Here is a 20259-nt window from a genome sequence, read left to right on the forward strand (position 1 = left end):
CATTCTTAGACTTTATACCCCGCGGGTTGGGACTCAAATTATCTTAACTGACTTGCGTTACAGTTCTGGTGCCGGCATTTTTTCATAGAGAGCGTTCTCTGGTCATCGTGCTTTTTCGCTACGTGGTCGTGACTGCTTTGGTGGCCTTGTGTGCGCTCTCCTTATTTCTTTGCATTCATGCCGCTATATAACATTATCTCTTTAGTCTTGCTGTGTCTGACCATAACGTCCTTGCCCGATGAATACGCCAATTTCCTTTCCATTATGGCTGCTCAGCCTTCTGCAGAATGCTGGCGTTAAGAATAAAAACGGGGATTTTGCTGTCAACGGATGTATTTTCAATATCTTAGAACAATATTCTTCGTCCCATAGTGAAAGGCACAGATAGTAACGAAAGAGGCATATTATCAGTTCAGTCGATATGCGAGCTGCCCGGTTTCCTGTTCGCTTTTCTCCTGTTGACTCAGCAAAGTGAATACATAGTCCAGTGCATTATGGACACCCCAGATATCGTGATAGTCGTAATTTTCCTCTAGCGAGAGTGTGTGGGCATGCATCTCGCGCAGCCTGGCATAGTCATACCACTGTCGAACGGTTCCGTAGCGATGGTGCCAGTCATGGCAGACCAAGGAACCTTGGACAATCAGCATGCGGCTTGGCAGGTGGACCAGCAGATGCATCGCCAGCCACTTGGCCCATTGCGCGGCGTACTTGGGCGCAAAGCTTTCTGGGCATCTCTCCCCACAGAAACGGGCAAGACTGTTATTGATGTGGCTATCCCGCACAGATTCTCCCTCACCGCGCACAATCCATACGTGTTCGGTCAGTAGATGCAGCAGTGATGCGATCTGATAAAACACCACGAATGGCAGCAGCAGGATCAGGATGGCATTCGAGGTGCCCACAACGGTACAGATTCCTGTCAGGGAAGCCCACCAGCCGAGAGTCATCACCAAGCGATAGAAGGGTACCCCAGCCAGATTGGATTTTAGGCGGCCATAGAAGAACACTAGGTGGAATTTGGGGCTGAGCAGTGTCAGGAAAAGATGTGTGTGGAGTCCGGCTTTGCTCTTACCTGGCGTGAAGCCCAGTTGGTAGATCGCCGCCAGATCTTTGTCCTCAAAGGTCGAAAATGCACGACCGTGGTGTTCATAGACATGGAACTGGCGATAAGATTCGTATGGCTGCACAATGAGCAGTGTCGAGAGTATCTCACACAGTGTCTTGTTCACCTTTTGTGACTTGTATAAATGACCATGGACCCCATGGTGGATAATGGTTGCCACGATATAGCGTGCACCAGCCGTGGAGAACAGGGCTCCGACAATATACAAGGCTATCGATGCACTAAGTGTGGGCGCATAAAAAATGGCTGAACTGGTTAACCACACGCCAATGAATATCCACAGTACTGACCAGAAAATCAACTCTGAGGAATTACTTTCCCAAAGCGGTTTGCGACCCAGTATTTCTTTTCCTGTCAGCCAACTCCATACTCCCTGGAGGGGTAATATTTCGTAGCTCTTTCTTATGTCCGTTGAGTGATGATAATATTTTGCCACGCGGTCCATACGTTATCCTCTGATAGCAGGGCTAGATGAAATAGTTAATGGTGTAAAAGGCAGCAAGGCTTAGCAAGACGGCGCTGACGATGTTCTTAATGTAAAATGAAATAACGATGCTGATCAGTGCGCCCAGAAAATACGGGTTATTAGGGAATTCCCTTATGGCGCCATGCTCCATGAGTATAATTGGGCCGCATATCGCAGTCATGAGGCATGGTGCAGAATACTTAAGCGCCCGGTTGACAAGGTTAGGTATTTTTAATGGTACGTTAGGTTCAAGAAAGATATAACGATTAAAAAACACAATTGTTGCCAGTGCTAAAATAAGAAACCAACTCATCTTCTATCCTTATTGAGTCATTCTTGAGATTGCTCTTCATTCAGTAGTACAGATGCCAGTACTGCAGAGAACATGCCGCAGAGCCCGGAGATGACAATGGCACCCTCTAGTTGCCAATAGCTAAGAAGCATGGAGAGCAACAGTGAAACAGCGACACCAACCAGGGTGCTCATTTTTTTCACCATAGGTACCACAATGGTGATAAAGGTTGCGACAATAGAGTAATCGAGATGGTATTTTTCAAGGTCCGGTACCGAGGAAGCCATTAAAATACCCATCAAACTGAACGCATTCCAAGAGAGGTAAAAAGTCAGTCCGGCACCGATTAAATAACTGGGTGTCAACTCAGATTCTTTGTTTTTTGTCTCGCTCAAGGCGAACAGCTCATCGGTGAGCAAAAAACCAATAGGAAGGCGGAGCTTAATCTTAAGATAGGACACAAACTCTCTGAGAGTGAGGCCGTATATGAAGTGCTGTGATGTGATGAAAAATACTGAAACAAGAATTGTAAATAAATTTGCTCCTGCCATTATCATGCCTAAGGTAACCAGCTGGGCCGCGCCGGCAAAAACAATGGCCGACATTGCTACGCTTTGCCAGAAGGTTAAACCGGCCTGTATTGCCATTGACCCCGCCAATATTCCCCATGGGATTACGGAAACGCACAGTGGAAGCATCTCAATAGCCCCACGCATAAACGATGAGCTCGAAGATGACTGTTCTGAAGGAGAGGAACAGGTGCCTGATTCAATCATTGCTTTTCTCACGGATTAGGTAAGTAAAAAGAGTAGGTAACATTAACGGTCGCGGAGTCGGCAGTATTGAATGATCTTGCTACTGGTAGTGAGATTAGGCGAATTCAGACTGAGTGAGCGGGTAGAGCGGCGGGTGGGGGCGATCTGTGCTTGATGCCCTTGTCGTCACTGTCGTGAGGCGGTGGCCTGTTGTGCTTCTTGGGTCGAACAACAACTTTTGTTTGTTTTCGAGAGGTCAGGCCTTGATGAATTCGCCGGGAGTCAGACCCACAGAATTTTTAAAATGGCGGTGGAAATGGCTTTGATCGGTAAAGCCACAGAGGATGGCTGTGTCGAGGATGGTGGAGCCTTGACGCAGTAAGGCACGGGCTTTTCGAAGGCGCGCCTGTACCAGATAGGCGTGTGGTGTCATGCCAGTTACTGCCTTGAATTGCCGGAGAAAATGCCACTGACTCAGGCCTGCCAGATCCGCGAGCCGTGTCAGTGTGTGCTCCTCTTGTGGGCAGCAGTCCATCAACTCTTTAGCTAGAAGGATCGGTTGTGTAGTGGCTGGCAGCGTCGCCGGAGTTTTACGCGTTTTGCTGTAGCGCAGGCTCAGCAGCATGAGTGAAGAGAGCAGCAGGCTTTCTTTAAGCAAGTGATTGCCTTCTTTTCCCAGCATATCGAAGGTAAGCAGTAGCTGTTCCGACAGACCGGCATCGTGAATAACTGCATCGGGGAACCAGGGGATAAAATCTGTGTTGTCAGGTGTTTGTCGCAGAATATTGCGTAGCATCTCTGGATGGGGATAGATGGCACGATAGCCCCACCCTTGCTCCAGTTCCGAGCTACCAGTATGCACATCGTCTGCGTTGACAATGATGATATCCCCGCGCGGTGCAACGTGCTCTGTCCCTGAACGGTAAAATCGCTGTGCTCCCTGATCGATAACGCCAATGCAGAAAGTGTCATGGACATGCCGAGCAAAGCGCTGCTTGTAATAGCGCGCCTGAAGCATATCAACGCCACCTAGCGCATCGATGCGTTGGAAATGAGTCTTCTCTTTCATTTTTTATCTCTGCTGTAACGATATCAACCCGTGGTTTTTGTATAAAAGTGCTACTTCCAATTTAATGGTATCTGGAGTTTCCCAGCGTTCTCTTCGTGAACTGAATGTGGTTCAATCGGTTCCGATCTGGCGTGATTGCAAGATGCCAAAAAAATTATGACTTCATATTACTTATCAAAAAGTCATTTTGGGATGGGTGAGTGTACCTCTCAATTGGTTTTGTATGAAGCCATCCTGACATGATTGGACCAAATGACACTCTACCTAGGTTCTGGGCTCTACTGTACCTGTCTACTACCGCACATAACGCGTTCGTACAAACACGACACCAAACTGAAGGGGGTCGGGACGATCCTGACCCCTGCTTCGTTACTCAGACCACTCTGAGCATGGATGAGACTTCTGACGTGATCAATGCGGTGCGGGAGATTGCGGGGCTGGTGGACGTCATGCTGGTGATGGGGGCTCGCAACTCTTCCAACTCCAACCGTCTGCACGAGCTGACCGAGAAGGTGGGCGTCAAAGCCTACCTTATCGACGATACGTCGATGATCGAGGCTGGTTGGAAGGTGTGAAGGCGATCGACACTACCACTGTTGGTGTATCTGTACCCGAGGTACTGGTACAAAACGTGACTGCCCATCGGCACGGCTGGGTGGCAAGGTGGTCGTCTAGCCCCCAGGTCGTGAAGAGAGCGTGGTGTTGGAAGTGCCGCCCGAGCTTATAATTATTTGAGTGCAGCCAGGAAGGCTTAAGAATAAAGTATGATGTTATTGACGCCGAGTTTGTCGTGGTGACAGGCTCGGCGTTAAGCTTGTAAAGCCGTCAATCACCAAGGATGGGATATGATTGGGTTCTTTCGAGGCTTCTCTCTTATTGAGCTGATGATTGTTGTCGCCATAGTTGCGATCCTTGGCACCATCGCTTACCCCTCTTATCAGCAGTACCTGCTGACCAGTCACCGTGTTGATGCCAAAAAAATGTTGCTGGACGCTGCCAACCGGCAGGAAACCTACTTTATGGATTTCAATCAATACACCTCCTCGGCTGCAGACCTCAATCTTTCTGAAAGCTCGGATGCTGGCCACTATCGTCTGGAACTGTCTGCCGCTGGCAACTCTTTCCGGTTGTCAGCAACCGCATCCGGTGCGCAAGAGGCTGATAGTGACTGCGTGGTGTTTTCAATCGATCAAAATGGTACGAGAAGTGCGCAGAACATCAGTAACAGTGCCAACAGTGATTGCTGGGACTAGCTTATGATGCAACATACTGCCCCACCCAGAAGCGGATTCAGCCTGCTGGAAGTGATGATTGCGGCTGTGGTGCTCTCATTTGGCTTGCTGGGCTTGGTTGCTTTGCAGACGACCTCGAAATTTTCTGGCTATGAGGCCCGACAGAGAACAATAGCCAGTTGGCTAGCCACAGATATCGTCGAACGAGCAAGGATCAATCGTGCCGTCTGGGAGTTGCAGAGTACACAGGCCTGGATGGTAAGTGCTGGCTCGGCCATTAATAAACCCAATTGCGGCAATGTGGATGGCACCATGGCTAGTTGTAGTCAAAGCGACCTATTCACCTTGGATATGTTCAATTGGCAGCAGTCATTATTGGGTGTTGGAGTATCAGGATCCTCGTCTTCAATTCAAGACCCTTTGGGTTGTGTTATTCGTGGTAATAACAACGCAATGACAGTTGTATTAACATGGAACGGTCGAGAGGCATTATCAGATGGTACTTCCGCCATCTCTAGTAATGTTCGTAATTTGTGTGGTTTTGGTAATGCCATGATTCAGTCTCGGCATTATTATATGTTAGAGACCACACTATGAACGCCAGAGGATTTACACTCGTTGAATGGTTGATTGCCATGGTTATTGGGATCTTTCTGTTAGGTGGTGTTTTAAGTGTTTTTGTTGTTTCTCGGGCAACGACAGAAGATGTATTCGATCAGAGTGAGCTACAGGAAAATGGTCGTTTAGCGATGCGTCTTATTACTCAGGATCTGCGTTGGGCTGGTTTTTGGGGTGATTATACTGGCATGCCGATGCAGAGAGATGTCGGTGTCAGTTTGAGCACTGGTGCCGTTGTTTCTACTACCAGTGATTGTATCGATGAGAGAGGGGAGGGAAGTATTCCTTCTACCGCGACTGTCACTCGTGCACTTTGGGTGGGTCGGGTTGATACCAGTAAAAACATGAGTGGCTTTTCATGTATTACCGCAGCCTCACGGATCGCTAACTCAGATGTTATCAGTATTAAACGATTGATCGGCCCACCCTTAGAGAGCGGCTTTGATACCAATCGATTTTACATGGCCACAACGACTCAAGCTGCCTATATCTTTCGTGGAAATGAAGTTGCTCCGACGGAGGTTGCGATGCCGACTCGGCAAATATGGGAGTATCAACATTATATTTATTACCTTGCACTTGGTACAACAGGTATTCCAGAGCTACGCAAGAGGATGTTGACTGCAAATGGTGGTTCCTTTTTGATCACGGGTCCAATGGCAGAAGGTATTGAATATATTGTTGTTTTGTATGGTGTAGACACCGATCTTGTACAAGATGGTCAGATTGATAAATATGTTGGGACTACCAATGTATCGGCACAAGAATGGAATGAAGGGCGTGTTATTTCTGCCAGGGTATTCATTTTGGTTCGTTCTCTACAGGCTTCCAGTAAATATAAGAATAACAATACTTATCAAGTCGGTAATGTATCAGTGTCTGGGGGGAATGATGGTTTTCGCCGATTACTTTTGGAAAGTAGTGTAGCTATCCGTAATCCGGCGGTGATCGCGGGAGGCGGAAAATGAAGGCAATCCATGGAATTGCATTGATTGTAGCGCTGGTTATTTTAGTACCATTAACATTGATTGCTGTCGTTGTAATGCAATCTAGTGGTATTGATTTAAGAATGGCAGGGGCTTCTGCCAGCGTTCAGCAAGCAGAGCATCAAGTGGAAGGCATAATTGAAAATGCTTTGCAGCAGAATGGTCTATCTACTCGCATTTCCACAATGGGTGCCAGTGCAGCCTTGAGTGTATACGGCAACAATATATCTACAACCGTTAATATGACGCGGCGTGCGGAAACAGTATGCAAGCGTAAATTTAATGCGAGTAGTCAGAATGTTATCCCTTCCTGTCGTTATATAGAGATGCAGGCGGGGGTTAATTATGGGAAAAATGCCCGTCCTTTGAATTGGATTGCAGGTGTTGAGCAACCACTGCTCAAATCTGAATAAGGAGCATAGGATATGCTTAAATATATATGTACATCATTATTTTTTTGCCTGATAGCGGTCATGCCGGCTATCGCAACAAATAGTTACTCTGATGATACTGAACTTTTTATCTATGACTTCTCAAAGGCGGGTGATTTTAGGCCAAAGATACTTATTATTTTTGATAATTCTGGTAGTATGAGTCAAACCATGGAGGTAGTGAAAGAAGAGTATAATCCTCTGACAAATTATGCTGCATTAAACCTGGACCCTGATAGCGCCAATACTAAAAAATACATATATTACTCTACTGATGGTACTGTCCCCGTTATTACCAGTACAAAGCGATTCTCTGATAAAATAAATGCCTGTGATTCTTCAAAAACGCCACTGAGCAATATAGGGTATTTTCAATCTCAGGTTTGGAGTTATTTATTTTCAAGTTTTAATAATAGTAAGGTGCCACGGCAAGGCTCCTGGGTTTCAGTTTCCCCTTATGTTGAAAATGAAATTTATTTGGTTGACTGCAAGCAGGATATTACAGTTAGAAATACAGCAAACCCATTTACTGGAACTTTACCAGTAGGCAGTATTACCACAGGCTACCCTATAAATAAAACAGCTAATAACTCAGGTGTTTGGTACTATACAGCTAATGTTGCCAATGCTGCTTCGGGTAGTAATACTAGTGTGACGCTTTACTCTGCTAACTACCTTCGCTGGTATTATGGCCCTACAGGTTATAGTATTCAATCTCGCCTTAAAATTGCCAAGGATGCGGTAAAGGGAATTATCTCATCAACTCCAGGCGTTGATTTTGGATTGGCTGTATATAACTTCAATGATAGTAATGGTGGCAAGAACGGTGGGCGTGTAGTTAGACGAATACTGAGTAATGAGGAAGATATGGGAGGAGGGGTGACAGCTGAGCAAAACCTATTATCAACAATAGACAATCTTGGCGCTGAAACAAACACCCCATTGTGTGAGACATTATATGAAGCATACCGTTTATTTGGTGGTCAGAGCGTTTTTTATGGTGACGATGATAGTTCACGTAAACCGGTAAGAGATACGTTAGCGGAAAATCCTCTAGGAACCTATAAGTCACCTTATGACAAGTGCTCTAATAATGGATATGTTATTTATATTACTGATGGTGAACCAACACAAGACACAGCAGCAAATACATTAGTCCAAGGTCTTATAAATACCCTTAGTAGTGACGAGAAAGCTGCTTATGGTACGACAGTTGGTTATGGGTCTAGTGGGAGTAAAAGCTATTTGGCTGCTCTTGCTGGGTATATGAAACACAAGGATGTTAATAGTGGTTCACCTGGCGTACAAACCGTGACTACCTTTACTGTAGGGTTTGGTGATGATGCTGTCAGCGGAGCTGGAAACCTGTTGGCTGAGACAGCCCGCCGTGGTGGTGGAACTTATTATCCAGCGACAGATTCAACTGCATTAACTCAGGCTTTGAAGTCATCTTTATTAGCTATTTTGCGGATTAACACATCGCTAGTTTCTCCAGCTATTGCAACCAATAACTTTGACCGCACACGTAGTCTGAACAATATTTACTATGCCATGTTTGAGCCTGATTCAGGACCGCGCTGGAAAGGTAATCTCAAAAAGCTGATGTTTTCAAATAAAGGATATGTTGTAGACGTCAATGATCTGCCCGCAATTAAAGCCGATGGTTCAATAATTGAGAGTGCGCAAACCTATTGGTCAAATGAACGTGATGGGAATGTTGTGGTTAAAGGGGGGGCGCAAGCTATGTTGGCAGATAAACCCTCAAGAAATTTATATGTTGTTAATCGTTCCCAAGTAAGATTGGATACTCTTAATCGAACAAGTCTGGAAAGTATTGCAGGTAGTGCCTCTGTATTGAACACTCATCTGAAAGTGGCTGACTCAACGGAGGCAGATACATTGATTAACTGGACTCGTGGGGTTGATGTTGACGATGAGGATTTTGATACAACGACTACGACTCGCCGTTTTATTCTTGGTGATCCGTTGCATTCCCGACCACTCGTTATTAACTATGGCCCACCCTCTGGTAATTTAAATGATAGCCCTGACTTGAGGGTTATTATGGGGACCAATGCTGGTTTCTTGCATATGTTCAAAGACTCAGGAGTTAGTATTGATGAAAGTTGGGCTATCATTCCATATGAATTCATGGGGAATCAGCAAGATCTTAGAAAAAATGTGGAATCGTCAAGCCACATCTATGGAGTTGATTCTTCACCCGTCGCATTAATTAAGGATGCAAATAATAACGGCGTGATTAAGTCTTCTGAGGGGGACTTTGCTTGGTTGTTTATGGGGTTGAGAGGAGGGGGGAAGAGTTACTACGCATTTAATATATCAAACCCAGATGTGCCAGCTTTGAAGTGGAGTATCAATAGTCAGACTGCTGGTTTTAGCCAGTTAGGGCAGACTTGGTCGGTACCAGAAGTCGCTTTTGTTCCTGGTATTACTGATCCTGTTCTGATCTTTGCTGGGGGTTATGATCTTAACAAAAGTAGTATCGGCTTGGGAGTGAGTGATGGCTCCGGTGCAGGCATCTATATGGTAAATGCTAATACTGGAGCTTTGATTTTCAGTGTAACCCCTGCGTCAGGTTCCATAATTAATCTGAGCATGCCTGAGATGGCAGATAGCATGCCTGGTACTGTTGCTACGTTGGATAGTGATGGTGATGGAAAAACAGATAGAATTTATGCTGGTGATACTGGTGGTAATATCTGGCGGGTAGATCTTCCTTCTGCCAACAAGGCTGACTGGAGTGCTTTCAAGTTTGCTAGCTTGGGCTCTGATTCTGTGCAGGGGGCGGATCGCCGGTTCTTTACTCAACCAGTCATTGTTCGTACCCTTAACAAGGAAGTGACCCGAACGATAGTAAATGGGAAGGATCAATATACTTATAAGGAACGCCCATTTGATGCCGTACTGATTGGTAGTGGAGATCGTAACAGGCCATCTTCTGAGTCTACTGTTCAGAATGCCTACTTCATGCTGCGAGATTATAATGTGGTGGCCAAGAATTATAAAACCAATACCCCGACTGCATTAGTTGTTTCTGATCTCTATGATGTGACCAACGATCCTTTTGTTGGGAAGGCAACTGATTCAGAAATATTAAATATGAGAGCTGCAATAACTAGTAAAAAGGGATGGGTTTACTGGTTAAATGAAGCTGGGGAGAAATCGATGGGTGCTGGAGTTGTATTGCAAGGAAAGCTTTACTTTACTTCATTCCTGCCTCAGGTTCAGTCATTTCAAGAGTGTACAATCCAATCGATAGGGGCCATGCGTCAATATATGATTGATATGCATTATGGTACTACATTTCGGTACGTTATTGACCAAGATGGAAATGAAACGCCAGTCCGTTATGTAGAAGTTAACAATAAAGTTGCAGACGACCTTGTTGTTCATGCTGGTGATGATTCCAAAGTTCGCATTATTGGTGGTGCTCCAGGCGAAGAGGTTATCCTGAAGGATGAAGGCAAGGGTGAGCCTGAGCGTTGTACTGCTGAGGGAGAATGTTCCCAAGGTGCTGATGAGGCTGAAATGGACATGGCACCCAAGAAAATATATATATATGAAGGAGTGCAATAATGAACGCTGTATATGGACTATTCGTACTTCATTTATCCTTTTCTGTCATGGCCGCGGATATAAAGTGCTATGTAGAATTGGATAATGGGAAAAAAGTGGTGTTGCAGAGTCCAGTGAAAGGTAGTAATCAATCAGAGATTTATCAGCACTTTAAAAAGAAAGGGTTTGAATATAATGGTAAGATAAGCAAGGTGAAGGAGGTCTTGGAATGTGTGGCTGTAAGTAGTCCATTTAGTTTGGATGCAGCTTTACACCAAGAAAAAATTCAGCCTCGTTGATGTTCATGGGCATACAGTGGCCTGAGGTGAGCTGGAGCTGCGACCTGATTGGGCTGTGACAAGGTTTATTTTGAATTGTCCTGTTTCACATAAGGAAAGGGTTGCATTAGTGCCTATACTCGTGCCATCCAAACTATAAGTGGTGGAAATTCTATTTGCTGTCGCAGTGATCCCGTCAGCCAACTGCTGGCTACTTGATAGTAATGTTTCTCCTGAATTAAGTTCATTGTTATTATTACTGTCTATGAAGACGAGATAGTAGGTCGGATTATTTTGCACACATTTATTTGATGCATCGGCTAAACAAGCGGTTACCGTTTGCTGATTGTCAATCGCTTGTGAGCGGGCAAATCTCATATGCTTTAACAGCATTTGTGATTGAAATGACAGGCTATTCTCACTGAGCAGGCTCTTGAGGGAGGGGATACCTATCCCAAGAAGAATAACCAGTAATGAAATCGTGATCATCAGTTCTAACAGGGTAAATCCGTTATTTTTCATATGAACCTGAATATGTCGTTCCATGAATCTCTACAGCTTATCCCCCCTGGGGCCTGCTGTCACACAGAACTCCTGACTTGAACTGGCAGATTGCCCCCCTTTTCTTTATCATTCCCCATCATTTTTGATTTTAAGATGCATTGCCATGGCAAAAGCCCTCTCTCTGATGCTTGCCCAGTTGAATCTGACGGTAGGCGCCATCGAAGATAACACTGACAACGTGCTCGCTGCGGCTGCTCAGGCCGAGCAGCAAGGTGCTGATCTGCTGGTCTGCTCCGAGCTGGCCCTGACCGGCTATCCACCGGAAGATCTGCTGCTGCGTGCCGATCTGATGATTCGGGTCGATGCCGCACTGGCTCGTATTGCCGAATGGCAGGGAAACTGTGCCATTTTGGTGGGACATCCCTGGCGTGAAGGAGAGGCTCTCTACAATGCGGCTTCCCTCTATGAGCACGGCAAGCTGATTGCTCGTTACTTCAAGCAGGACTTGCCCAACTACGGTGTGTTTGACGAGAAGCGTTACTTCACCGCTGCCACTGAGACCTGCGTGGTGCCGTTCCGTGGTCACAAGCTGGGGCTGCTCATCTGTGAAGACTTGTGGCAACCGGGCCCGGCGCTGGCCGCCAAGGCAGCGGGAGCCGAGCTGCTGCTCACCATCAATGCCTCGCCCTACGATCAGGAGAAACCCTGGATCCGCCATGAGCTGATGACGACACGCTGTCAGCAGACAGGTTTGCCGCTGGTGTATCTCAATCAGGTGTGTGGCCAGGACGAGCTGATCTTCGACGGTTGTTCCAAGGTGTTCAACGGTCAGGGCGAGCTGACCCACAAGTTGGCCCCCTTCGCCGAAGAGCTAGCGCTAGTGCGCTTTGCCAATGGTGAACCGGTGAAAGAGTGTGAACCGGCTGCCCCGCTCGATCCTTTGGCCGAGACCTATCAGGCGCTGGTGCTGGCGGTGCGTGACTACATCACCAAGAACGGCTTCCAGGGCGCAGTGCTGGGTCTCTCCGGCGGGATCGATTCCGCCTTGACGCTGGCCATCGCGGCCGACGCCATCGGGGCCGACAAGGTGCAGGCAGTGATGATGCCGTTTCGCTACACCGCCCAGATGAGTGTGGAAGATGCCAAGGAGCAGGCCGAGCGAATGGGGGTGGAGTTCAACATCATCTCCATCGAGCCCATGTTCGAAGGCTTTATGACCCAGCTGGCGCCGCTGTTTGAAGGCACCGCCCGCGACACTACCGAAGAGAACCTGCAGGCGCGCTGCCGCGGTGTGCTGCTGATGGCGCTCTCCAACAAGCGTCGCCGCATCGTGTTGACTACCGGCAACAAGAGCGAGATGGCGGTCGGCTACGCCACCCTGTACGGTGACATGGCGGGCGGTTTCGACGTGCTGAAAGATGTGCCCAAGACGCTGGTCTTCAAATTGTGCGAATATCGCAACTTGGTCGATTATGTGATCCCGCAGCGGGTCATCGATCGTCCCCCTTCGGCAGAACTTGCGCCAGACCAAGTGGATCAAGACAGCCTTCCCCCCTATGACATCCTGGATGCCATCCTCAAGCGTTACGTTGAAGAGGATGCTTCGGTCGCCGATCTGGTGGCGGAAGGCTTCGAGGAGGCTGTGGTGCGCAAGGTGATCCGGCTGGTGGATCTCAACGAATACAAGCGCCGTCAGGCCGCCGTCGGGCCCCGTATCACGGCCCGCAACTTTGGTAAGGATCGCCGTTACCCCATTACGTCGGGGTTTGGCAAACAGAACTGGTAAGGAGTCACCATGAAGAAGATTGAAGCCATCATCAAACCGTTCAAGCTGGACGATGTGCGCGAGGCCCTGGCCGAGATCGGCATCAACGGCATGACAGTATCCGAAGTCAAAGGCTTCGGTCGCCAGAAGGGGCACACCGAACTCTATCGTGGCGCCGAATATATGGTCGACTTCCTGCCGAAAGTGAAGGTGGAGCTAGTGGTGCAGGACGAGGATCTCGATGCCTGTCTGGAAGCCATCCAGAACACAGCCCGCACCGGCAAAATTGGTGATGGCAAAATCTTCGTCTGCGAGGTTGAACGGGTCATTCGTATTCGTACCGGCGAAGAGAACGAAGACGCGATTTGATGTGATGCATGTGCCTCGTAACGATCAAGAGAACGAAGATACAAGCCTTCAGATGTCATGGATGCGCCTCTTCGTGGCTGCGGGCCTGTTGATTAGCCTGACCGCCTGCAGTACCCGGCCGCCGGCCCAGCCAGAGAACCTGTGCCAGATCTTTCGGGAAAAACCCGAGTGGCACAAGGCGGCACTCAAGATGAACGAGACGTGGGGCACACCGATCCCGGTGGTGATGGCCATGATGTATCAGGAGTCCTCCTTCGTGCATGACGCCCAGCCGCCGATGGGGTACTTCCTCTTCATCCCGACCGGGCGGGCCAGTTCCGCGTATGGTTATGCCCAGGTGAAAGATGAAACATGGGACGATTACCAGCGGGAAACCGGCAATAGCTGGAGCAGCCGCGACGACTTTGCTGACGCCATCGATTTCATGGGCTGGTACACTAACAAGGCCCAGCGGCTGAACGGCACCTCCAAGTGGGATGCCTATGGCCAGTACCTCAACTATCACGAAGGGTGGGGTGGCTACCGGCGCGGCAGCTACCGCAGCAAGGGGTGGTTGATGAAGACCTCCCGCAAGGTAGAGGCTCGTGCCCAGCGCTACGGCGCCCAGTATCGACAATGCAAGGATCAGCTCTCCAGCGGGGGCTGGTTCTGGTAACCAAATCAGGAGTCAGAAATGCCGTTATTGGACAGTTTTACCGTTGACCACACCCGCATGGAAGCCCCTGCGGTACGCGTGGCCAAGACCATGCAGACCCCGAACAAGGACACCATTACCGTGTTCGATCTGCGTTTCTGCGTGCCGAACCAGGAGATCCTCTCCGAGCGCGGTATCCATACGCTGGAGCACCTGTTCGCCGGTTTTATGCGGGATCACCTGAACGGCAACGGCGTGGAGATCATCGACATCTCCCCCATGGGTTGCCGTACCGGTTTCTACATGAGCCTGATTGGTGCTCCTGACGAAGCCCGTGTTGGCGCAGCCTGGCAGGCCGCCATGAGCGACGTGCTTACTGTGCAGGATCAGGCCAAGATCCCCGAGCTGAACGAGTATCAGTGCGGCACCTACAGCATGCACTCGCTGGAAGAGGCGCACGCCATTGCTCGCCATGTGCTGGAGCGCGGCGTTGGCGTCAACCACAACGACGAGCTGGCCCTGCCGGAAGAGAAGTTGAAAAGCCTCTGAGGTTAGTGTTGCAACGATGAAAAAGGCCGGTCATTGACCGGCCTTTTTGTTGCCAGGAAGGATCAGGAGGGCAGTGGCATCACGCGGTTGCGGCCCAGCTCCTTGGCCTTGTAGAGCAGCTTGTCGGTACGTTCGACTAGGGCATCGCCCGTCTCCTGGCCATTATACTCGCCTACCCCGAACGAGGCCGTGATATGGTCGATGCGGCGGCCGGACTTGCGATCCAGAATGGACATTTTCTCGATGGCCCGGCGCAGGCTCTCGGCCATTTGGCGGCTCAGGGCCAGGCTACGCATGGGTACCAGCAGGGCAAACTCCTCGCCACCGAGCCGGTAGGCGGTGACACCCTCCTTGCAGGTTTCCCGCAGTCGCTTGCTGAAGGCGCGCAATACCTGATCCCCCAGCAGGTGGCCATATTCGTCGTTGAAGTTCTTGAAGCGGTCTATGTCTGACAAAATGAGCGAGAAGGGCCGCTTGCTACGGATCAGGCCGTCTATCTCCAGATCGAAGGCGCGCCGATTGAGCAGTGAGGTGAGGGCATCCTCGTTAGCCAGCTTGCGAGTCTCATTCAGTGTCTCACGCAGCTCCTTGATCTCCTTCTCGGCGTTACTGAGCTGATTGCGAAAATGCATGGTCGACATGCGAATATCTCGCGACTCGCGTACCAGATCCCGCAAGATACCCATGGTATCCTCCAGGCTAAGCCCCTCATCGTCGATGAGGCTTAGTCGATCGAAGCTCTTGTCGAGTATCTCCTGGAACATGCCGGTGTCGGAGATGGCGTCCTGCATGGTATGGCCGAGCTCGTTGGCCATGGCGGCCAGACTGAGTTTCATCGCTTCCATCTGCTGCTCGTCCTGGGCGGCGAGATGCTGGTGATAGAGCCGTTCACAGGTGATGAGAGAGCAGGTGCCCTGTAGCTTGATGGCCTGTTCGATAGCCTGATTGAGCTCGGGCATGCTGGCGGCCACATAGTTATACCAAAGGGTGTAATTATCCGGTGTCGTGGGAATTTGATACTTGATCATCAGGGGAACCGCCTGCTTCAGATAGGCGGCAGATTGGGCAAACGAGTCCTTGCTCATGAGTTCCGTGTCTCATCATGACTGCAAACTTTGCATAGTATGACAGAGAGATTGGCCAAAAGGCAGCCGATGGATGCCATTAGCTCCCCCCTTCGATATAATGTCTGCGTTATTACCTACCCTAAGGCCTGCTTATGTCTCAAAAAGATCCTTTCCTCCAACGCGAGGCCGAAAAATACGAAAACCCCATCGCCAGTCGCGAGATGCTGCTGGAGCTCATCAAGGGCCATGAAAAACCCATGTCCCGGGAAGAGCTGGCCAAGGCACTCAAGCTGACCGACGAAGAGCCGTTGGAAGCATTGCGCCGTCGTCTGCGCGCCATGGAGCGTGATGGGCAACTGGTATTCACTCGCAACCAATGTTATGCCCTGCCGGATCGTCTGAATCTGGTGAAGGGGTATGTACTCGGCCACAAAGATGGTTTCGGTTTTCTGCGCCCGGAAGGTGGTGGACCGGATCTCTATTTGAACAACCGCGAGATGCAGCGCCTGATGCATGGCGACTACGTGCTGGTGCAGCCGACCGAGATTGACCGCAAGGGTCGTCAGGAAGCGCGTCTTGTACGTCTGCTCAAGTCCCGCGAGGCGGATATCGTCGGCCGTTACTTCGTCGAGAATGGCGTCGGTTTCGTGGTGCCGGATGACAGCCGCATCGGCCAGGACATCATCATCCCCGAAGGGGAAAACAAGGGTGCCCGCCAGAGCCAGGTGGTGGTGGTGCGCATCAATCAGCGTGCCACCTCCCGCATCAACGCGGTCGGTACCGTGCTGGACGTGCTGGGCGAGAACATGGCGCCAGGTATGGAGATCGAGATCGCCCTGCGTACCCACGGCATTCCACATACCTGGCCGGAAGAGGTGACCAAGGAGGTTGCCGGTCTGGGCGAACAGGTACCAGAGAAGGCCAAAGAGGGTCGTATCGACCTGCGTGCCCTGCCGTTGGTCACCATAGACGGGGAAGATGCCCGCGACTTCGATGACGCTGTCTTCTGTGAAGCCAAGCGCGGTGGCGGCTGGCGCTTGTGGGTGGCCATCGCGGATGTCTCCTCCTATGTGAAGCCCGGCACAGCGCTGGATGCCGAAGCGTATCAGCGCGGCAACTCTGTCTACTTCCCCGAGTTCGTGGTGCCCATGCTGCCGGAGGTGCTCTCCAACGGTCTCTGCTCCCTGAACCCGCAGGTCGACCGCCTGTGCATGGTGTGCGAGATGACCATCTCAGCCGCCGGCCGCATGTCCGGTTACAAGTTCTACGAAGCAGTGATGAACTCCCACGCGCGCATGACCTACAGCAAGGTGGCGGCGATCCTGGATGGCGAGCCCAAGCTGCGTCAGCAGTACGAGCCGCTGGTGGGCCATATCGAGGAGCTCAACAACCTCTACAAGGCGCTCAAGCACGCCCGTCACCAGCGTGGCGCCGTGGAGTTCGAGAGCGAAGAGACCCGTTTCATCTTCAACGCCCAGCGCAAGATTGACCAGATAGTGCCGCTGGTGCGCAACGACGCCCACAAGATCATTGAAGAGTGCATGATCCAGGCCAACGTGGCCGCGGCCCGTTATATCGAGAAGAACGAAGCCTTTGCCCTGTTCCGGGTGCATGACCGTCCGGGCGAAGAGCGCCTGACCGGTTTCCGTGACTTCCTGGCCGAGCTGGGTCTGGAGCTCAAGGGTGGCCTTGAACCCGAGCCGAAAGACTTTGCCGAGCTGGCCGCCAAGTTTGAAGGGCGCCCCGATGCGGAGCTGCTCTCTACCATGCTGCTGCGTTCCATGCGTCAGGCGGTTTATCAGGCCGACAATATCGGCCACTTCGGTCTGGCATTAAAGTCCTACGCCCACTTCACCTCGCCGATCCGTCGTTACCCCGACCTTATCCTGCACCGCGCCATCAAGTACCAGACGGCCAAGGAGCAGCAGGGCAATCTGCGCCACAAGTGGACCCCGAGCGGTGGTTATCACTACCAGCTGGAAGAAGTGGACCCGATGGGCGAGCACTGCTCCATGACAGAGCGCCGTGCCGACGATGCGACCCGCGACGTGGCTGACTGGCTCAAGTGCGAGTACATGCTGGATCACGTGGGTGACGAGTTTGACGGCGTCATCGCCAGCGTCACCGGCTTTGGTTTCTTCGTCCGTCTGGCGGAGATCCACATCGATGGTCTGGTGCACGTCAGCACCCTCACCAACGACTACTACCAGTTTGATCCCCTGCACATGCAGCTGATCGGCGAGAACTTCCGCCGTCGCTACCGTCTGGGTGACAAGGTACGGGTCAAGGTGATGGGCGTGAATCTGGACGATCGCAAGATCGACTTCGTGATGGTGGAAGCGCCACTCACCGGCAAGGATGGCAAAGAGGTGGTGCGCAAGCCTGCCAAGGGGGGCCTGCGTCACGATAAACGCAAAGAGGGCAAGGAGACCGGCAAATCCGACAAGGGTGGCCGCGCCAAGCCCAGCAACAGACGACCGAGCAAAAAGGCTCGTGATAAGGCCAAGGGGTAAGCCCTCGTCTCATGTCTTGGGTCCGGCGACCCGGGCTGAGGTCGTAAGGGGCTGATGGCCCCGGGTTATCTCCTCCAGAGCCCGATAGTCCCGGAGACGAAAAAAATCCGAACCCTGTTACCGGGGTTCGGATTTTTTATGGTCAGCGAAAAGGGGAGGGGCTCAGCCCTTCGGCGGAGTTCGGCCAAGCTCCGTGCCTATGGCGAAGAGTACACTCCCTGCGCGATTGCCATTCTATAGGTCGCTACGAGGCGCTCAGAAAGGTGGGTGTCCTATTTTTCTTGTGAGTTACACCTGACATCCATGTGCGTCGTACTCCTATTTTTGCTCAGACCCTAACGCCCGCCTAAGGGGCTGGCAACGCATGACACTACACTCAAACACAACAGCTGCAACCACTGCGGCTCATTGGGACTGGAAACGCCGCGCGTTGACAGTCCCTCTTGAGGCGTTTGTTATGTGCGTAGTTTCAATCAACTACAAACAACCTAGCCCCACACTTTGTAGAAGAACGATGAGCCTCAGCGTTGTCAGCAACTTGATAACTCATTCCTGGCTTTAGAACAAAAACACGCCCATCTTCAAGTTCAGTGGTTAGCTCACCTGACAAACAAAACAAGATATGCCCTTTCGAACACCAGTGATCTGCCAGATAGTTTTCAGAATAATCAACCATTCGTACACGAAGTTGACCAAAATGTTTGGTACGCCAGTACGCAACACCCGTTTCACCTAAATGTTCCGTAGCCTCTACGTTACCCCAATCAGTTACTCCGAAAGGAATATTCTCAATATCCATATTGCTCGCTCATTCCTATTGATTGCTAAAAGCACATAACGTCAACGCTCACCGGCGGCAACTCGCGTAGCGAGTTGTCGTCCGTGTGCAGCGTTTCGTTGGGCGTATGGTCACCATGCTTTGCTGAGAGCCAGACTTGGGGCGCTGATAGAGACGGCCAGGCCAACAGCTACAAACGCAAAGAAAGAGCCGAGCCAGAAACCGCTGGAGTTTGGCTTAGAAGAGCGAAGGAGGAGAAATGCAGCTCCGCTGTTTGATACGAGCCCCATGGACACAACGCCCCAAGGAAACTGGCCGCTCTCGGCAGTGGGGATGCCGAAGCCATAGCCGACAAGAAGGGCAGTTATTGCAACGCCATAGAGGCGAAAGAAGAGCGCACTCTTTGCGCTGACTCGGGTAGTTGCCTCAAGTTTGGCCTGTGGCATGACGAGGAACGGCAGCGCAACGAGTAGCGCAGATACAGCAATTTTTGCGACAAGTAGCAAAGCAAGATAAGACAAGATGCACTCCTATGAAGACGCCCAACAGTGATTAGATGGAAGGCGGTGCTAATCCGTTAGCAGAGCATTCCATATAACTCCGTAACACCTTTATCGCCGCCAAGTAAAAATTATCATTAAATCAACACATTACCAGCTTGCTTCTCGTGCCGAGCGTATTCGATTGACTTCCTCTTTCTGCGCCACCATTACGACTGTGTAAAAAAACAGTACGTGGGTTGCTTATGGACGGCACGGCCAAGTCACGGCGGCGTGAACAGCTCAGAAATCCACATAAGGCCGTCACCATGTTCAGTGATCGCGCCACTCGTGCTACTCGCTTATCCATTCCATCCGGCAAGGCTACCGCCCTGAATGTCAGCCTCCAGTCTGCTGCTTTTTACCTGCGCGGTTTCGCTGGCCTGGCTCATGGGTGACTCCGACGAGGCTGTTGCCAAACGGCTATATTAGCGAGCGATGCAGGAGAGGGAAGTGGGAGATGATAGTTTTCTGGGCAAGATCAATAAATTAGTCATCCTGAGCCGTGTTGAAGTCGAACATCCACAACGAAAGGGCTGATCTCCAAGGGCTGAAAATGGGACTGCGACCGTTTTGTGCACCGCGTAGCGAGCCCACTTCGTCACTGCCGGGCAGGGTCAGGTACACCATCAAGGATGATGGCGCAGCCGCATCAAGAGGCCTGTCACAGATCCGGAGCTTGGCCGAGCAGCTTCCTCCTCCCTAGATGCCG

19 protein-coding genes and 1 pseudogene are annotated in these 20259 nt (G+C 50.6%); 12 read left to right on the plus strand and 8 right to left on the minus strand.

All coding sequences use genetic code 11. The features are described from left to right. Positions 1-407 precede the first annotated feature (407 nt). From BN1129_RS19725 to BN1129_RS19740, 4 genes are all read right to left on the minus strand, one after another. Positions 408-1571 (minus strand): fatty acid desaturase family protein, encoded by a 1164-nt coding sequence (locus BN1129_RS19725; RefSeq protein ID WP_244463086.1) that lies wholly within the window; start codon positions 1569-1571, stop codon positions 408-410. Positions 1572-1593: 22 nt separating this feature from the next. Beyond that, a complete protein-coding gene (locus tag BN1129_RS19730; RefSeq protein WP_042038835.1) occupies positions 1594-1905 on the minus strand; it encodes an AzlD domain-containing protein in 312 nt (103 codons plus the stop codon). 17 nt (positions 1906-1922) lie between these two features. Beyond that, positions 1923-2660 carry an AzlC family ABC transporter permease gene (locus BN1129_RS19735; RefSeq protein ID WP_042038836.1) on the minus strand — a complete coding sequence of 246 codons (738 nt, stop codon included), beginning with the start codon at positions 2658-2660 and terminating at the stop codon, positions 1923-1925. A 235-nt stretch (positions 2661-2895) separates the two neighbouring features. Next, positions 2896-3708, minus strand: coding sequence for a helix-turn-helix transcriptional regulator (locus BN1129_RS19740; protein ID WP_042038837.1), 813 nt, complete (start codon positions 3706-3708; stop codon positions 2896-2898). A 344-nt stretch (positions 3709-4052) separates the two neighbouring features. Between BN1129_RS19740 and ispH the strand changes: the two are divergent. The 7 genes and pseudogenes from ispH to BN1129_RS19760 all read left to right on the plus strand — a co-directional run. Continuing rightward, positions 4053-4383, plus strand: a pseudogene (ispH, locus tag BN1129_RS24050) (4-hydroxy-3-methylbut-2-enyl diphosphate reductase); the annotation flags it as partial. Positions 4384-4553: 170 nt separating this feature from the next. After that, a complete protein-coding gene (tppA, locus tag BN1129_RS19750; protein WP_042038838.1) occupies positions 4554-4961 on the plus strand; it encodes a type IVa pilus pseudopilin TppA in 408 nt (135 codons plus the stop codon). Between the two features lie 3 nt (positions 4962-4964). Further along, entirely contained in the window at positions 4965-5537 is a 573-nt protein-coding gene (gene pilV / locus BN1129_RS22840) for a type IV pilus modification protein PilV (RefSeq protein ID WP_084204704.1), read from the plus strand. After that, entirely contained in the window at positions 5534-6526 is a 993-nt protein-coding gene (locus tag BN1129_RS22845) for a PilW family protein (RefSeq protein ID WP_084204705.1), read from the plus strand. The genes pilV and BN1129_RS22845 overlap by 4 nt, the downstream gene beginning before the upstream one ends. Beyond that, a complete protein-coding gene (locus BN1129_RS22850) occupies positions 6523-6957 on the plus strand; it encodes a pilus assembly PilX family protein (protein WP_084204706.1) in 435 nt (144 codons plus the stop codon). Before BN1129_RS22845 ends, BN1129_RS22850 begins: the two co-directional genes overlap by 4 nt. A gap of 12 nt (positions 6958-6969) precedes the next feature. Further along, positions 6970-10572: a pilus assembly protein gene (locus BN1129_RS19755; protein WP_052449383.1), complete on the plus strand. Its 3603-nt coding sequence runs from the start codon at positions 6970-6972 to the stop codon at positions 10570-10572. Continuing rightward, positions 10572-10850 carry a TapY2 family type IVa secretion system protein gene (locus tag BN1129_RS19760; protein ID WP_042038839.1) on the plus strand — a complete coding sequence of 93 codons (279 nt, stop codon included), beginning with the start codon at positions 10572-10574 and terminating at the stop codon, positions 10848-10850. Before BN1129_RS19755 ends, BN1129_RS19760 begins: the two co-directional genes overlap by 1 nt. A gap of 3 nt (positions 10851-10853) precedes the next feature. On the opposite strand, the gene BN1129_RS22855 is transcribed toward BN1129_RS19760, so the two are convergent. After that, complete coding sequence (locus tag BN1129_RS22855; RefSeq protein ID WP_244463087.1) at positions 10854-11375, minus strand: GspH/FimT family pseudopilin; 522 nt, start codon at positions 11373-11375, stop codon at positions 10854-10856. A 121-nt stretch (positions 11376-11496) separates the two neighbouring features. Here BN1129_RS22855 and BN1129_RS19770 point away from each other — a divergent pair, with 121 nt between their 5' ends. From BN1129_RS19770 to luxS, 4 genes are all read left to right on the plus strand, one after another. Continuing rightward, the gene (locus BN1129_RS19770; RefSeq protein ID WP_042038842.1) at positions 11497-13119 is read left to right on the plus strand and encodes an NAD+ synthase; all 1623 of its coding nucleotides are present in this window, start codon (positions 11497-11499) and stop codon (positions 13117-13119) included. 9 nt (positions 13120-13128) lie between these two features. After that, positions 13129-13467 (plus strand): nitrogen regulatory protein P-II, encoded by a 339-nt coding sequence (glnB, locus tag BN1129_RS19775; protein WP_005308848.1) that lies wholly within the window; start codon positions 13129-13131, stop codon positions 13465-13467. 61 nt (positions 13468-13528) lie between these two features. Then, positions 13529-14122: a transglycosylase SLT domain-containing protein gene (locus BN1129_RS19780; protein ID WP_280136046.1), complete on the plus strand. Its 594-nt coding sequence runs from the start codon at positions 13529-13531 to the stop codon at positions 14120-14122. Positions 14123-14140: 18 nt separating this feature from the next. Beyond that, positions 14141-14650 (plus strand): S-ribosylhomocysteine lyase, encoded by a 510-nt coding sequence (gene luxS, locus BN1129_RS19785; protein ID WP_042038845.1) that lies wholly within the window; start codon positions 14141-14143, stop codon positions 14648-14650. A 62-nt stretch (positions 14651-14712) separates the two neighbouring features. On the opposite strand, the gene BN1129_RS19790 is transcribed toward luxS, so the two are convergent. Further along, the gene (locus BN1129_RS19790; RefSeq protein ID WP_042038846.1) at positions 14713-15735 is read right to left on the minus strand and encodes a GGDEF domain-containing protein; all 1023 of its coding nucleotides are present in this window, start codon (positions 15733-15735) and stop codon (positions 14713-14715) included. A gap of 134 nt (positions 15736-15869) precedes the next feature. Here BN1129_RS19790 and rnr point away from each other — a divergent pair, with 134 nt between their 5' ends. Next, positions 15870-18230 (plus strand): ribonuclease R, encoded by a 2361-nt coding sequence (rnr, locus tag BN1129_RS19795; RefSeq protein WP_042038847.1) that lies wholly within the window; start codon positions 15870-15872, stop codon positions 18228-18230. A gap of 469 nt (positions 18231-18699) precedes the next feature. Here rnr and BN1129_RS22865 read toward each other — a convergent pair whose 3' ends face one another. Both BN1129_RS22865 and BN1129_RS19805 read right to left on the minus strand, forming a co-directional pair. Further along, positions 18700-19029, minus strand: coding sequence for a DHCW motif cupin fold protein (locus tag BN1129_RS22865; RefSeq protein ID WP_084204709.1), 330 nt, complete (start codon positions 19027-19029; stop codon positions 18700-18702). Positions 19030-19139: 110 nt separating this feature from the next. Further along, positions 19140-19529 (minus strand): hypothetical protein, encoded by a 390-nt coding sequence (locus BN1129_RS19805; protein ID WP_042038851.1) that lies wholly within the window; start codon positions 19527-19529, stop codon positions 19140-19142. Positions 19530-20259: the final 730 nt, after the last annotated feature.

The sequence above is a fragment of the Aeromonas popoffii genome, assembly GCF_000820025.1.
GTDB lineage: Bacteria > Pseudomonadota > Gammaproteobacteria > Enterobacterales > Aeromonadaceae > Aeromonas > Aeromonas popoffii.